The 15,547-nt window shown below is 37.5% G+C and carries 12 protein-coding genes and 1 tRNA gene; 9 read left to right on the top strand and 4 right to left on the bottom strand.

Going from position 1 to position 15,547, the window contains the following annotated elements; translation table 11 throughout:
- Nucleotides 1–58 precede the first annotated feature (58 nt).
- Entirely contained in the window at nucleotides 59–814 is a 756-nt protein-coding gene (gloB, locus tag QSH13_RS11930) for a hydroxyacylglutathione hydrolase (protein ID WP_072063584.1), read from the bottom strand.
- Nucleotides 815–852: 38 nt separating this feature from the next.
- On the opposite strand from gloB, the gene QSH13_RS11925 reads away from it, so the two are divergent.
- Nucleotides 853–1,569, top strand: a complete 717-nt coding sequence (locus tag QSH13_RS11925) for a methyltransferase domain-containing protein (RefSeq protein ID WP_109397048.1) — start codon at nucleotides 853–855, stop codon at nucleotides 1,567–1,569.
- Nucleotides 1,570–1,577: 8 nt separating this feature from the next.
- On the opposite strand, the gene rnhA is transcribed toward QSH13_RS11925, so the two are convergent.
- Nucleotides 1,578–2,060 carry a ribonuclease HI gene (gene rnhA, locus QSH13_RS11920; RefSeq protein WP_099074311.1) on the bottom strand — a complete coding sequence of 161 codons (483 nt, stop codon included), beginning with the start codon at nucleotides 2,058–2,060 and terminating at the stop codon, nucleotides 1,578–1,580.
- A 65-nt stretch (nucleotides 2,061–2,125) separates the two neighbouring features.
- Here rnhA and dnaQ point away from each other — a divergent pair, with 65 nt between their 5' ends.
- The 7 genes from dnaQ (at nucleotide 2,126) to fbaA (ending at nucleotide 11,693) form a co-directional block, all read left to right on the top strand.
- Nucleotides 2,126–2,878 carry a DNA polymerase III subunit epsilon gene (gene dnaQ / locus QSH13_RS11915; RefSeq protein WP_109397047.1) on the top strand — a complete coding sequence of 251 codons (753 nt, stop codon included), beginning with the start codon at nucleotides 2,126–2,128 and terminating at the stop codon, nucleotides 2,876–2,878.
- 123 nt (nucleotides 2,879–3,001) lie between these two features.
- Nucleotides 3,002–3,078 (top strand) — tRNA-Asp (locus QSH13_RS11910).
- Between the two features lie 937 nt (nucleotides 3,079–4,015).
- A complete protein-coding gene (locus tag QSH13_RS11905) occupies nucleotides 4,016–5,239 on the top strand; it encodes a hypothetical protein (protein WP_286039155.1) in 1,224 nt (407 codons plus the stop codon).
- Nucleotides 5,240–6,027: 788 nt separating this feature from the next.
- The gene (tkt, locus tag QSH13_RS11900; protein WP_109397045.1) at nucleotides 6,028–8,022 is read left to right on the top strand and encodes a transketolase; all 1,995 of its coding nucleotides are present in this window, start codon (nucleotides 6,028–6,030) and stop codon (nucleotides 8,020–8,022) included.
- Between the two features lie 257 nt (nucleotides 8,023–8,279).
- Nucleotides 8,280–9,299, top strand: a complete 1,020-nt coding sequence (gene epd / locus QSH13_RS11895; protein ID WP_109397044.1) for an erythrose-4-phosphate dehydrogenase — start codon at nucleotides 8,280–8,282, stop codon at nucleotides 9,297–9,299.
- Between the two features lie 87 nt (nucleotides 9,300–9,386).
- The gene (gene pgk, locus QSH13_RS11890; protein WP_109397043.1) at nucleotides 9,387–10,550 is read left to right on the top strand and encodes a phosphoglycerate kinase; all 1,164 of its coding nucleotides are present in this window, start codon (nucleotides 9,387–9,389) and stop codon (nucleotides 10,548–10,550) included.
- A gap of 63 nt (nucleotides 10,551–10,613) precedes the next feature.
- Nucleotides 10,614–11,693, top strand: a complete 1,080-nt coding sequence (fbaA, locus tag QSH13_RS11885) for a class II fructose-bisphosphate aldolase (protein WP_006534914.1) — start codon at nucleotides 10,614–10,616, stop codon at nucleotides 11,691–11,693.
- Between the two features lie 168 nt (nucleotides 11,694–11,861).
- Here fbaA and dtpB read toward each other — a convergent pair whose 3' ends face one another.
- Together dtpB and hpaC are read right to left on the bottom strand one after the other, a co-directional pair.
- Nucleotides 11,862–13,346 carry a dipeptide/tripeptide permease DtpB gene (dtpB, locus tag QSH13_RS11880; RefSeq protein ID WP_286039156.1) on the bottom strand — a complete coding sequence of 495 codons (1,485 nt, stop codon included), beginning with the start codon at nucleotides 13,344–13,346 and terminating at the stop codon, nucleotides 11,862–11,864.
- Nucleotides 13,347–13,942: 596 nt separating this feature from the next.
- The gene (hpaC, locus tag QSH13_RS11875; protein WP_109397041.1) at nucleotides 13,943–14,461 is read right to left on the bottom strand and encodes a 4-hydroxyphenylacetate 3-monooxygenase, reductase component; all 519 of its coding nucleotides are present in this window, start codon (nucleotides 14,459–14,461) and stop codon (nucleotides 13,943–13,945) included.
- A gap of 590 nt (nucleotides 14,462–15,051) precedes the next feature.
- Here hpaC and hpaR point away from each other — a divergent pair.
- Nucleotides 15,052–15,489 carry a homoprotocatechuate degradation operon regulator HpaR gene (gene hpaR, locus QSH13_RS11870; RefSeq protein ID WP_006534911.1) on the top strand — a complete coding sequence of 146 codons (438 nt, stop codon included), beginning with the start codon at nucleotides 15,052–15,054 and terminating at the stop codon, nucleotides 15,487–15,489.
- Nucleotides 15,490–15,547 lie beyond the last annotated feature (58 nt).

Here is a 15,547-nt window from a genome sequence, read left to right as displayed (position 1 = left end):
TGTGTGTTTTTTGAACCAAATGATACTTAGTCTGCCAAAATAAAACAATCAATAGAATTTAAAAATTGTCTTTTAACTCTCTTAATTTTGTAAATGTCTTAATTGGAGCGTAAGTATTGGTGGTTATACCTAAAATCCTTTGCAAATCAATATCGTCAGATTTCAAAAAAAGATTAATGTTCTTTTCGTTTTTCAGTGTTATTGGCACAGTTGGTTGCAAATTTTTACGCATTTCACTAACTTGGGCTAAATAATCGGTAATAAGTGCATTTTCTGGCATGATATGATGTGCAAAGGTCATATTTGATAGGGTGTATTCATGAGCACAACAAATTAATGTGTTATCTGGTAACGCACTCAATCTTTGTAATGAACTAAACATTTGTTGTGCGGTACCTTCGAATAAGCGACCACAACCACCAGAAAAAAGTGTATCGCCACAAAATAAATAAGGTTCACAATAATAAGCAACATGACCCAATGTATGGCCGGGTGTGCCAATCACATTAAAAGTGAACGTGCTAACAATGATGCGTTCTTGATTATGAATAATATTTTCAGCCCCTTTACTTTGTGTTTCTTGTGGGCCAAAAACGTCAATGTTAGGATATTTTTTTACAAGTTCAGCAACGCCACCAACATGATCATCATGATGGTGGGTTAATAAAATTGCGATAGGTGTTAGCGAGCGTTGTGAAAGCATTTCAATAACAGGCTTGGCTTGTGACGGATCCACAATCACACATTCACTATTTTCATTACTTAATAGCCAAATGTAGTTATCTGATAAAGCAGGAATTCTGATAAGCTCCATATAAGTTACCTTACTTATAAAATATAAAGGGTTAAACGATGAAAGCAGCGCGTTCAGTAAAACCGATTACAATGCCAAATTCTTGGCGTGATATTCCTTGGGGGGAATATTATCGCATGGCGATTGAATTGCGTTTACAAAACTGGTGGCCAAAAATGTATGGCTTTCATTTGCTGAAACTCGGTCAACTCAGTGCCGAACTGGATACCAAATTAAGTATCGTTTCGCATCAAGTCAATGTGACATCGAATGCATTAAATGCGGATGTTATCGCGTCTTTAGATTATCTACCCTTTGAAAATAAATCGATTGATGTTTGTCTTATGGCTCATGTGCTTGATTATAGTGCAGATCCCCATTGGCTACTAAGAGAAGCTGATCGTGTTTTAATTGATGATGGTTGGATAGTATTAACAAGCTTTAACCCGATTAGTTTATTAGGGTTGGGCAAATGCACGCCTCTTTTACGGCAAAAGCAACCTTATTCAAGTCGCATGTTTTCACTTCGACGCCAAATCGATTGGCTTAGTGTGCTAAATTACGAAGTGATGACACAACAGAATTTCCATATTATGCCATTTTCAAGACCAATAAAACGTGATGGTAGCCGCTATCACACTGGTGGCTGTTTAAATTTAATTATTGCTCGTAAAAGAACACTTCCTTTAACACCCACTGCATTGAAATTTGCATTGCCAAGAATGAGTGTAAAAGGTCGAGTTTTAGGGGCCACACGCAATCATTCAGAGCCATAAAACATGATTTATTGTGTTTTATCTTTTTGGCTTTCGATATAACCCGTATCTTCTTGTGTCGGTGATTGAGCTGCCGCTTTTGCTAATTCATCACAACGTTCATTTTCATCATGACCGGCATGGCCTTTTACCCAATGCCATTCAATTTCATGACGAGTAATAGCACTATCTAAGCGTTTCCATAAATCGACATTAAGCACAGGACTTTTGTCTGCTTTGCGCCATTGACGCTTTTTCCAGCTATGGATCCACTGTGTAATACCTTGTCTGACATATTGGCTATCTGTTGTCAGTGTAATTTTACAAGGGAATTTTAATGTTTCTAGTGCTACGATAGCAGCAAGAAGTTCCATTCGGTTATTGGTGGTCATAAAAAAACCTTCACTTAGGGTTTTTTCATGTTGTTGATAGCGTAAAATAGCGCCATAACCACCAGGGCCTGGGTTGCCTAAGCATGAACCATCGGTGAATATTTCTACCTGCTTGTGCATAAAGGCGACTTATCCTTTTTGATTAATACGAAAAACTAACCCTAAGTCTGACATAAAAACGGATTATGAGCACTCCAATCACACGACAAATTGTACTTGATACCGAAACTACCGGTATGAATAAACTGGGCGTTCATTATGAAGGTCATAATATCATTGAAATTGGTGCCGTAGAGGTTATCAATCGTCGATTAACAGGGCGAAATTTCCATGTTTACATTAAGCCTGAAAGATTAGTTGATCCTGAAGCTTTTGAAGTTCACGGCATTAGTGATGAGTTTTTAGAAGATTGTCCTTCTTTTGCTGATATTGCCGATGAGTTTTTAGAATATATTCGCGGAGCAGAGCTGATCATTCATAATGCATCGTTCGATATCGGCTTTATGGATTATGAATTTAGAAAGCTTAATCGTGATATTCCGCCTACCGAAACGTTCTGTCAAATTACCGATAGCCTTGCAATGGCGAGGGAATTGTTTCCCGGCAAACGAAATAATCTTGATGCCTTATGTGATAGATACTTAATAGATAACTCTAAGCGTACTCTTCACGGCGCGTTATTGGATGCTGAAATACTTTCTGATGTTTACTTGGCAATGACCGGTGGGCAAACAGCATTAGCATTTTCAATGGAAGGTGAATCAAGTAACGAGCAAGAGCAAAATGATATTCAGCGCATCGAGCGCCCAGTTTCAGGATTAAGAGTAATAAGAGCAACTGCAGAAGAAGTTGCTGAGCATGAGGCTCGATTAGATTTGGTTGAGAAGAAAGGCGGGCATTGTTTATGGCGTCCAGCATCAAATGATGAGGCTGTTTGAATATAAAAAAAGCACAAAGAGTAAGTTGAGATTAAAAATTATCCAAATGCATCTTTTTGTTAGAAAAACAGTTGACGACAAGGCAAGAGATTCGTAATATTCACTTCGTCCGAAAGGATGCGCGGAGCGGTAGTTCAGTTGGTTAGAATACCTGCCTGTCACGCAGGGGGTCGCGGGTTCGAGTCCCGTCCGTTCCGCCAACATTCCAAACCCCAGCATTTATGCTGGGGTTTTTGCTATTGGGGTTTTATCATCATACCAGACAGCAGTATGCTACTTTTCCGACCTTCTACCCGCAATTAAGCCAATCGTTCACGTAAATCACGCGGTAACGTGCGTTCAGAAACATTGAACTAAATATAAGAACACAAGGCTTTCTCCTACCATTAAGCGGGTAACTAAGCGGGTAACACCAGTACTGATCCCCGTTGATATCCAAACTAGCCTCAGCTAGCCAGTAACACCTTGTTTATTAGACCCGCATAGCTGTTTGATTGAATATATAAATAATTATTGAAAACCAATAAAACAGATTTTAACATTGCTTCAATAAAAAAGTATAAATATATTTTATGTATTTGCTTATTTGGCTTGTGATTAATGACGGGATATCTTTAATTGTTACCCTTCGAAAAATTACCGTTAAAATAATTAAAGCAATTAGAATAATAAAATAAATCATAATAACTAATCGAACTAAAAAACTATAATAATGCAAGTTATCACTTTTAATTATCTTTAATTACTCTTTGGTGGATTAATTTAAAGAATTTTCAACCTATGTAATAAAATTATTTTCCTTTTAACTTGATTGATTTTATTTATGTAATTCCGGTAAATATGTCTTTTTACAGTTAGGGTTGTTGGTTCAACGTTAAATTATTGTTGGTTTTAATGACTGTTATATTGTATAAATACATTTATATTATTAATGAATGGTGCTTTCAGGTTATACATTAATCCACAGAGCGATGGTTGAAACTTCAAAATGAAGAGTTAGCTGAAGCAGCGAGTGAATTGAGTGCTGGGTATGTAGCGAAGGTAACAGTATTAGTGAAGCGGGATGGAATATATAAAACTACTCGCCCAGCAACTTGAAATCCTGACATTTATGCAACAAAGAGCCGGGAGCTAACTATGTCTGATAGAATATCAGAGCAAGAGCATCTTGATGGGGCTGATTCAAAACATGAAAAGAGTGATAGAGTGGTCGCCGAAGACAGTCTATTGAATAATAGTCATCGGTGTGATGCCAGAGAGATCCTTTCTGAATTTCATAAAGTTGGAAAACATTTTGTTACCCAGCAAAAATTACAACAACTGGCAGTATATCGAGATGAATTAGCCCACAGTTCCGCTGGTGATTGGATGTTAAGTTTTCTTAACGTCGTCTTGGATAAATTTGATGACACTTATAGTTATCGATCTTATCTAGCACTGGATTTATTACATTGGCAGAATTACACAGAAAATAGTGCTGATTATATCGATTGGCAATTGACTATTATTACTATGGATTTAATCCGCTTTGAGCTAGATGCATTGCGTAATAATGGCAGTTGGCTCTATGAAATGGCACCAGATCAGCGACTTGTTAATATGCGTTGCCGACGACTGATAAAGTGTATGGGAAAAGTATATCAACGAATGAATATACAGTGGGAAAATAATGAGCGGGATATGATAGCTATCTGCGACACAATTTGTTCTGCTGTGTTTTTACGCTTATCTGATAATGAAAAATTACGCTTAGAATACTCTATGATACCCGTTTATATTAATCATGATGAGTACATTTTTCTACGTATATTACAGGCCTTTGAAACATTGTTTGATTGGCTGGCCTCTTGTTTAACGGAAGTTATTGCCTTTGCTAAATCGGATCTGAAACAAGCAACTGAACTCTTGTTTCTCAGCGCTAATCGATTGAATGAAATGGCAGCACTTTTTCCATTGTTATCGACGTTGCGGGTTGATGGTTTTCATAGGTTCAGAGACTATACCGAAGGCTCTAGTGCAATCCAGTCACGCAGTTATAAAAAAGTTGAATCATTGTGTAGTAGACCTGATGCCGAAAGATTCAATTCAATAGCCTATCAAGCGGTACCGGAGGTAAGCGAGGCGATTTTATCTAACCCCGAGACGATTGATGATGTTTTTAATCTTATTCCTCAGGATAATTTGTATAAAGACGATTTTCATCAAGCGATGGAGTCGTTTGGATTAGGCATGAAAATATGGAGGCAGTCGCATTACGGTATTGCTGTAAAAATGCTGGGTACCTCGCCAGGTACTGGCAATACTGAAGGTACTGCCTACCTTAAAGAAGTTAGAAAAATACCTGTCTTTAAAAATATCTGAACAAGGTTAGTTATAACCATATTAAATGATAATCCAATTCGGAGGGATGCCTTCCATTACTAAACCCCAGCATTTATGCTGGGTTTTTTGCTTTGCAAACTTTCGCGTATTATTAAGTAAGCTGTTTTCTGAAATTATTTTTCTGCAAAAATGATAATAGAAAAAAATATTCAATTAACACAGAAAAAAGAAACTTTAGGCTTATTGAAAGTTAAAATACGAAAAATATATTCTTTATTGTAATAAAATTTATAAAAACCATTCTTGGAATAACCTAATTACTTATTTTCTCACTCATTTTGCTAAGGTAATAAGTAACATTTACGTTACGCTGATTTTTCCTTTTAGCTATATATGATGTAAATAAGATTTTTATCACTGAATCAGTGAATTATCTGCTTTTTGTCTTTTTTAAGCTCTTATAATTCTACGTCCTTGCAACAAACTCAGTCAGTTATTAGGTTATAATTAAAACAAATACGATATTTATTTGATTTAATGGATAATTTGATAAAGAAATTTTATCTTGATTAGTCGTATCAAGCTAAGGTTTAATAGCTTATTTCTTGGTTGCGCAAATAATGTCTATTTAATGTTTTTGTTGCGCAATAATGCGGTGAGATAATGTTATTTTCCGATTTTATCGTAAAAAATGTTGTGTAAATCAAAGAATTATTGATTTAAGCTAATTACGATAGCCACCTTTGCGGATTTTTTATATTGCGGTTTTTTGCCTGCATTGAGAGAATCAGCTATCTAGATGCTTTTTATCCGACTTGGAGTAGAAAATGACCACTCGTAAAACCCTTGCTAATGCGATCCGTTTTTTAAGTATGGATGCTGTGCAAAAAGCGAAATCAGGACACCCTGGCGCCCCTATGGGTATGGCTGATATTGCAGAAGTATTATGGCGTGATTTTTTAAATCATAACCCGACTAACCCTAACTGGGCTGATCGTGACCGTTTCGTATTGTCTAACGGCCACGCTTCAATGCTGATTTACAGCTTACTGCACCTGTCTGGTTATCAAGTTTCTTTAGATGATCTGAAAAATTTCCGTCAATTGCATTCTAAAACACCTGGTCACCCAGAATTTGGTTACACTCCTGGTGTTGAAACAACAACGGGTCCTTTAGGTCAAGGTATTGCAAACGCAGTGGGTTTTGCAATTGCAGAACGTACATTAGCGGCTCAATTTAACCGTCCTGGTCATGACATTGTTGACCACTACACCTACGCCTTTATGGGTGATGGTTGTATGATGGAAGGTATCTCTCATGAAGTGTGTTCTTTAGCTGGAACATTACAGTTAGGTAAACTGATTGCATTCTATGATGACAATGGCATCTCTATTGATGGTCAAGTGCACGGTTGGTTTACTGATAACACAGCAGAACGTTTTGACGCTTATGGCTGGCATGTAATCAGTGGCATTGATGGACACGATGCAGCAAGCATCAAAGCAGCGATTGAAGAAGCAAAACAAATTACTGACAAGCCTTCACTGTTAATTTGTAAAACCACTATCGGTTTTGGTTCTCCTCATAAAGCAGGTACTGCTGATTCTCACGGCTCCCCATTAGGTGATGCAGAAATTGCTGAAACACGTAAAGCGTTAGGTTGGGAATATGGCGCATTCGAAATTCCACAAGAAATTTATAAAGAGTGGGATGCGAAAGAAGCGGGTAAAGCAAAAGAAGCTGCATGGGATGCTAAATTTGCTGCATATGCTGCAGAATTCCCTGAATTAGCCGCTGAATTCAAACGTCGTATTTCTGGTGAATTACCTGCAAACTGGGAAACAGATGCCAAAGCATTTATTGAAAATCTGCAACAAAACCCTTCAAGTATTGCAAGCCGTAAAGCGTCTCAAAATGCATTAGAAGCATTCGGTAAAGTATTACCTGAATTCATGGGCGGTTCTGCGGACTTAGCACCGAGTAACCTGACCATGTGGTCTGGTTCTAAAGCACTGAACGAAGATAAAGCAGGTAACTATATCCATTACGGTGTACGCGAATTCGGTATGTCTGCAATTATGAACGGTATTGCATTACATGGCGGTTTTGTTCCTTACGGTGCGACCTTCCTGATGTTTATGGAATATGCACGTAATGCTGTACGCATGGCTGCATTGATGAAGATCCGTAGTATCTTTGTTTATACTCATGACTCTATCGGTCTGGGTGAAGATGGTCCAACTCACCAACCTGTTGAGCAAATGGCAAGCCTGCGTGTCACTCCAAACGTAAGCACATGGCGTCCATGTGACCAAGTTGAATCAGCTGTTGCATGGAAATATGCTATTGATCGTAAAGATGGTCCAACAGCACTGATCTTCTCTCGTCAAAATCTTGCACAGCAATCACGTACTCCAGAGCAACTGGCAAATATCGAAAAGGGTGGTTATATCCTGAAAGATTGTGCTGGCACTCCAGAATTAATCTTTATTGCAACAGGCTCTGAAGTTGAATTAGCAGTTAGTGCTTATGAACAACTGACAGCTGAAGGCCGTAAAGTACGTGTTGTTTCTATGCCAGCAACAGATGCATTTGATAAGCAAGATGCAGATTACCGTGAAGCAGTATTGCCAGCATCAGTGAAAGCACGTGTTGCTATCGAAGCTGGTATTGCTGACTATTGGTTCAAATATGTTGGTTTAGAAGGCGCGATTGTTGGTATGCATAGCTTCGGCGAATCGGCACCAGCAAATGAATTATTTGAAGAGTTTGGTTTTACTGTTGAAAATGTGGTTACACAGGCAAAATCTTTACTTAAATAATCAATAAGTGTTAACAAGAGCACATTTTTGGGAAGAATTTCTCAGATGTGCTCTTTTTTTATCCTTCCATCTTTGTTTACTATTGCGATCTTCTCTCATTTTTCGTAATCTGACTATCAGTAAGCTGAACCGTTTCAGTTAATCCTAAAATGTCGGTGACTGCACAATTTCTAGATTTACTTGATTTATCGTTGTTGATTAGTATCTTGCTCTATTATTCTAAGCGGTTGCAAATTACTAGTTATCAAGGAAGTCACATGACAATCAGAGTCGCTATTAACGGTTTTGGTCGTATAGGGCGTAATGTGTTAAGAGCGCTTTATGAATCAGGTAAACGAGCTGAAATAACGGTTGTTGCAATAAATGAATTAGCTGATGCACAAGGTATCGGGCATCTTCTCAAGTATGACTCCAGCCACGGACGTTTTGCTTGGGATGTACGAATTAACAACGATTTATTGCAAGTAGGTGATGATACGATTCGTTTATTTCATCACGTTGAGATTACTGATTTACCTTGGGGTGAACTGGGTATTGATGTCGTACTTGATTGTAGTGGTGCCTATGGCTCCCGTGCTGATGGCGAAGCACATATTGCACAAGGCGCAAAGAAGGTGCTTTTTTCTCATCCTGGTACAACTGATTTAGATGCAACTGTCGTTTTTGGTGTGAATCAACACGAACTTAAAAAAGAGCACCGAATTGTTTCAAACGCATCTTGTACAACAAATTGCATTATCCCCATCATTAAAATGATGGATGACGCGTTTAATATAGAATCAGGAACAGTAACTACAATCCATGCAGCCATGAACGACCAACCCGTGATTGATGCATACCATAAGGATTTACGCCGTACTCGTGCTGCAGGACAATCTATTATTCCTGTTGATACGAAATTGGCCGCAGGAATTACTCGAATTTTCCCGAAATTTAAGGATCATTTTGAGGCAATTTCTGTACGAGTTCCTACAATTAATGTGACGGCAATTGATTTAAGTATCACTGTAAAAACTGCTGTAAATGTGTTAGATGTCAATCGGTTAATTCAAAAATCAGCAACTGGCGCATTTCGTGGTATAGTGGATTACACAGAATTGCCATTAGTCTCAACTGATTTTAACCACGACCCTCATAGTGCAATCGTTGATGGCACTCAAACAAGAGTCAGTGGGCAACACCTGATCAAGACGTTAGTCTGGTGTGATAATGAATGGGGCTTTGCTAATAGAATGCTTGATACAACGTTAGCAATGGCTGCAACTGGTTTTAAATAATCATGTTTTAATGACGGTGTCGCGTAATAATACAAGGCACTGAACAGAAGATTACTAAATTTTAGAGAATCAATGAGAGGATTCATCATGTCTGTAATTAAGATGACCGATTTAGACCTAGCGGGTAAACGAGTTCTTATCCGTGCTGACCTGAACGTTCCCGTTAAAGATGGTAAAGTGACTTCAGATGCGCGTATCCGTGCTTCTTTACCAACAATTGAAGCAGCGTTAAAACAAGGCGCTAAAGTGATGGTAACTTCTCACTTAGGTCGTCCTACCGAAGGTGAGTACAACGAAGAGTTCTCTTTAAAACCAGTTGTTGACTATCTGAAAGATAAATTAACTGCACCAGTTAGCCTTGCTAAAGACTATTTAAATGGTGTTGAAGTCAATGCAGGTGAATTAGTTGTCCTTGAAAACGTTCGTTTTAATAAAGGCGAAAAGAAAGACGACGAAACGCTATCTAAACAATATGCTGCATTATGTGATGTTTTTGTAATGGATGCATTTGGTACTGCTCACCGTGCTCAAGCATCAACGCATGGCGTGGCTAAATTTGCCGATGTTGCGTGTGCAGGCCCACTGTTATCAGCAGAATTAGAAGCATTAGGTAAAGCCTTAGATAAACCTGCTCGTCCAATGGTTGCTATTGTTGGTGGCTCTAAAGTTTCAACTAAACTGACTGTATTAGATTCTTTATCAAAAATTGCTGACCAATTAATCGTTGGTGGCGGTATCGCAAATACCTTTATTGCAGCAGAAGGTCATCCTGTAGGTCGTTCTTTATACGAAGCTGATCTTGTTGATGATGCTAAGAAATTAATGGAAAAATGTGATATTCCAGTACCAAGCGATGTTCGTGTTGCGACTGAATTTTCTGAAACAGCAGAAGCTGTATTGAAATCAGCAAATGACATTAAAGATGATGAACAAGTATTGGATATCGGTGATGTGACTGCTGAACGTTTAGCTGAAATTCTGAAAAATGCAAAAACTATTCTGTGGAACGGCCCAGTAGGTGTGTTTGAATTCCCTAACTTCCGCAAAGGCACAGAAATCGTTGCTAAAGCAATCGCAGATAGTGAAGCATTCTCTATCGCTGGCGGTGGTGATACGTTAGCTGCTATTGATTTATTTGATATCGCAGACAAAATCTCTTACATTTCAACCGGTGGTGGTGCTTTCTTAGAATTCGTTGAAGGCAAAAAACTTCCTGCTGTTGCAATGTTAGAAGAACGCGCTAAACAGTAATTAAGTCAGCTCATACAGGTAGAAAATTATTTTCTACCTGTTCCAAATATAGGATCTTATTACATGTCTAAAGTTTTTGATTTCGTGAAACCGGGTGTCATCACTGGTGATGATGTACAAAAAGTATTTGCAGTAGCAAAAGAAAACAAATTTGCTCTGCCTGCGGTTAACTGTGTAGGTACTGACTCAATCAATGCTGTGTTAGAAGCTGCTGCGAAAGTTCGTTCTCCTGTTATTGTACAGTTCTCTAACGGTGGTGCTGCATTTATCGCAGGTAAAGGTCTTAAATCTGATGTACCACAGCAAGCTGCTATTTTAGGCGCAATTTCTGGTGCTCATCATGTGCATCAAATGGCTGAATATTATGGTGTTCCTGTTATTCTGCATACTGACCACTGCGCGAAAAAATTATTACCATGGATTGATGGTCTGTTAGATGCTGGTGAAAAACACTATGCTAAAACAGGTAAACCACTGTTCTCTTCTCATATGATTGACTTATCTGAAGAATCATTAGAAGAAAACATTGAAATCTGTGCTAAATATTTAGCGCGTATGGCTAAAATCGATATGACTTTAGAAATCGAATTAGGCTGCACGGGTGGTGAAGAAGACGGTGTTGATAACACGGGTATGGACAGCTCTGCACTTTATACTCAACCAGAAGATGTTGCTTACGCATATGAAAAACTGAGCGCGGTAAGTCCTCGTTTCACTATCGCGGCATCTTTCGGTAACGTTCACGGTGTTTATAAACCAGGTAACGTTCAGTTAACGCCAAAAATTCTACGTAACTCACAAGACTACGTATCACAGAAATTCAATTTACCACACAATAGCTTAGATTTCGTTTTCCACGGCGGTTCCGGTTCTTCAGCTGAAGAAATCAAAGAAGCTGTTGATTATGGCGTTATCAAAATGAATATCGATACAGATACTCAGTGGGCAACTTGGGATGGTATCTTACAGTTCTACAAAAAGAACGAAGCCTATCTGCAAGGTCAGTTAGGTAACCCAGAAGGTGCTGATAAACCTAACAAGAAATACTACGACCCACGTAACTGGTTACGTCACGCACAATCATCTATGGTTGTTCGTTTAGAACAAGCATTTAAGGAACTGAATTCAGTTGATGTTCTGTAATTGGATCATTCTTAATGATTAAATTAAACCCGCTTATTTGGCGGGTTTTTTTATATATCAAGAAAAGTAGAAAATCATTGTAACTCTTAAACGAAAGAATGGTTTTTATTGCAAAATAAAAGCGCCTACTAAAGGCGCTTTTATTAATATTTAATTCAAATTGAAAGATTAAGCGACTTTAACGTTTTTGCTTTCTTCTTTCATCATTCGGTTAAGTAGAGGGACTGTTGCCCACATAACCAAGCCCACAATTAAGGTTACTATGCCAATTTTACCAAATACATCGGTATAAATAGGCAAAGTTTGTAGTGGATCAGTAATACCCTCTGGTGCAGCTGTGAAGGTCGCTACATACCCCCCTAACAGATAAGCTGTAGCTTGTGTTAAGAACCACATACCTAAAATAAAGCCCATCATATATTGTGGTACGAACGCAGCAACCATTGCTAAACCTAACGCACTGATCATCAGTTCACCTAAGCTCTGGAATAAATAAACCAGAACGATAAACCAAGGCGATGTTAAGCCTTGAGCATCGGCAAACCACATACCTGATGCTGCCGCTGTAAGGAATCCTAATGAACACAGAAGCATACCTGCGGTAAACTTCGCTGGCATTGAGAAGTCTTTACCTTTCGCGCCAAAATGGCTGTAAGCGATAGCAAGGATTGGGCTAGCAACAATGATCCAGAATGGGTTTAGTGCTTGGAAGCTTACAGGGTTAATATCAAAGCCTAAAAGCGTATGATGAACGTTATGAATAGCAAAGAAGTTCAGTGAAGTTGGCATTTGAGCATATAAAATGTAGAAAACAACAGCTTCTAACATCAGAACAAATGCAACGTACATTTTATTACGAGCGACTCTGTCTTTTTGTTTAAATGCTTCACGGAAATAAATAAAGACAACAATAATAGACAGACTGACTAAAACGATATTTGCAATCATCACGTTGTGCAGTAACCATGCACAAATAAATACCATCGCAATTGAACCAATAATAACTAATAACAGTTTGTTAAAGCTCATTGGTAAATGGTCTGGTTCAGAACCAATATTGGTAACCATTTTACGACAGAAGAAATAAACTAATAACGCCATGATCAAGCCAATACCACAGATATTATAAGTCAGTGCATATCCGTAACGTTCTGCAAGTACAGGGGCGATAGATAAAGAAATTAATGAGCCGATATTAATCGACATATAAAATAGTGTAAATGCACCATCAAGACGTGGATCTTTAGGTGGATAACATTTTGCTAATAGGCTGGCTGGGTTGGCTTTAAATAAACCATTACCTACTGCAATAGTCCCTAATGCGTAGAAAATTAAATTAGGATACATAATTGACATACCAGTCATGAAATAACCGATAGCCAAGACAATAGCACCTAAAACAATTGTTCGTTTTGTTCCTAATAAATGGTCACCAACATAACCACCAATAGAAATCAGCCCATAAACCAGTGCAGAGAATGCACCAAAAGTAATGAAAGCCTGTTCTTGAGAGAAACCGAGTTTACTAACAAAATAAACGGCAAGAATACCTTGTACGCCGTAGTAACCAAAACGTTCCCATAATTCCACAAAGAAAATCATAAAGAATGGTTTAGGTTGTTGTAATAAACCGACTTGAGCGGGTTTATCCATATATGTAATGCCCCTAATTATTATTTATTTTCAACAACGATGTTATTTACTCACATTCACGAGAAATGTTACACGACGATAACATTATCTGTTGCATTTAGAGTGATGTTTGCAAATTTAAGAAGGTAATCAGCAAGTCGAGTAGACTAATATATTGATGGAATGACTTCTCAAAGGTTGATCACACTGTGGGTAAGATTAATACCAGATTGAAAAAAATATTCATTAGTTTATTTTCAAATAAAGTCATTTAATTGACTTTTTGTATAAAATGCAATCAGTGAGATTATTATTTGTTTATATTTTAATCTGGTTGAATTAAATAAAGATAAAGGGGAAAGGTAGAAAGAAAATACTTTTGATTATGTGACTGATTGATTCTAGAAAGAATTTTTTTATTATAATTAAAAATTATTCTTTTATAACAAACAGATGTTAATAAATGTTTAATAAATATCTAAAACTTAGTCAATGCCATTTTGATAAATAAATATTCATTTAATATAGATAAATATTTAACTCTATGGTGTGATTATAGTCAATAAAAACGCCCTTATTAAAAGTGCGTTTTTATCTTGAAGTAAAATAGGTGAAATTTAAGCAGGGATGGGGGCTTGTCTATTTTTAACAGAATGGAAACCTCGTTTGAAATAAATAAGGCCATCACCATCTTCACGTACTGAAATAGTCTTAATTTCGGTCATATAAACAAAATGTGTACCGACTTGGCGTACATCATGAATATCACCTTCGAGGCAGGCAAGCGCATTTGTTAATACGGGTTGTTGTAATTGTCCGTTTTGCCATCCTGGTTGGGTAAAGCGATCTGCCATCGCGAGCCCTGTCATTCCGGCGAAATGACATGCCATTTCTTCTTGCTCATGGTTTAATATATTGATGCTTAATTTTCCATTTTCTTGAAAAATAGAGTTCATCTGACTTTTACTGTTGATGCAAACCATTACGGTAGGTGGATTATCAGTAACAGAACATACTGCAGTTGCTGTTAAGCCACAACATCCCGCATCGCCATTTGTTGCCACGATATTGACCGCAGCGCCTAAGCTTGCCATTGCATCCCGAAAAAGTGGGTTAGCCTGTTTTTCCTCAGACATTATTTACTCCTACTGCCAGACTTCTCGTCTGTGGGCGTCTTCACTTAAAATAATTATTAGTTAGATAACTATAAAAATCATCTGACTACTCCGCTAACAAAGTTGTAATGCTATTGCCGGTTTCTTTGTTGCGTTGTTTTAAAGCTGTAACGCTACCGCGCATGAACAAAGATAGCAATCTTTCTTTGTTACAACCCATTAACTTTATCTCAAAAACTGTGAGACAACCTTATCGCTAAGCGACATTATTCCTAATTTAGAAATAGGATAATAGGCAAATCAGGCTACTTTTTTTGATTGGTAAAGAGATAACACAAATTGCCAATTTATAAAAATTGCGTATAGCTCAAGATGTTGTGGAAGATGAATTTGACTCTGAAAAGGCGCATGGGTGATAAATTGCAGAAAGGGAAGAAAATTGCAAAAATTGAGTCAACTTTATTTATTTGTTAATATGAATAATTGTAACAATTAGTCTATTCTTAGAATATAGCCATTTATAAACTATAAACAGCGGTACTTTTTCACTGTCTATATTGAGTGATATTTTGTCATTTCACCTATAACACCATATAAAGAGTTTCTTGATTATGCATGAATCATTAACTATCGCGCTATTACAAGCACGGGAATCTGCGATGGGTTTTTTTAGACCTGTTCTCAAAGAGCATAATCTGACAGAACAGCAGTGGCGTATTATTCGTGTACTTGCGGATAAACGCTCGATTGATTTCCACGAATTAGCGCAAAAATCGTGTATTCTTCGACCAAGTCTAACAGGTATTCTTATTAGAATGGAAAGAGACGAGCTAATTTGTCGTTTAAAACCAATAAGTGACCAACGTAAACTTTTTGTTTCACTTTCTGCTAATGGGCAAAGTTTATACGATAAAATTCAGCCTAAAATTGAAGAAGGCTATCAATTACTTGAACAAAAGTTTTCGACTGAAAAACTACAACGGTTGTCCGGATTATTAAAAGAGCTGATTGCACTTAACTTAGATGATATTGAACAATCAGAGAAATAAGTTATTTGATAAGAAAAAAGGAGATGTCATGGCATCTCCTTTTTGTTGCTATTATGCA

It is taken from the genome of Proteus faecis (assembly GCF_030286765.1).
Taxonomy (GTDB): Bacteria; Pseudomonadota; Gammaproteobacteria; order Enterobacterales; family Enterobacteriaceae; genus Proteus; species Proteus faecis.
Note: the sequence above shows the minus strand (reverse complement) of the source record. Positions and strands in the feature narration are given on the sequence as shown.